At 46.6% G+C, this 292-nt stretch carries 1 pseudogene; it reads right to left on the reverse strand.

Annotation, left to right across the window (positions count from 1 at the left end):
* Positions 1-292: pseudogene (locus NE665_RS24310) on the reverse strand (PTS beta-glucoside transporter subunit IIABC); the annotation flags it as partial.

Consider the following 292-nt stretch of genomic DNA (forward strand, 5'->3'; position numbering starts at 1 on the left):
TCACTCCCTTAATCATACCACACGCAGCCATGATCCCTAATATCGGCAGAAAAATACCCGATATGATATCCACAAAGCGATCCAGCAGCTTCTCTTTCTCAGCACTCTGCACCGTCTGCGACTGCTCTGCATGTAACAATGGTACGATTTGTTCATATACATCCTGAACCTGATTGCCGATGACCACCTGATATTGTCCGGCACTCTTCATAACCGTGACAACACCCTCCATGCTTTTCAGCACCTCATCCTGTTCCTTGGATTCATCCTTTAATTTGAAGCGAAGCCGTGT

The sequence above is a fragment of the Clostridium sp. DFI.1.208 genome (genome assembly GCF_024463855.1).
In the GTDB taxonomy this organism is placed as follows: Bacteria; Bacillota_I; Bacilli_A; order Erysipelotrichales; family Erysipelotrichaceae; genus Clostridium_AQ.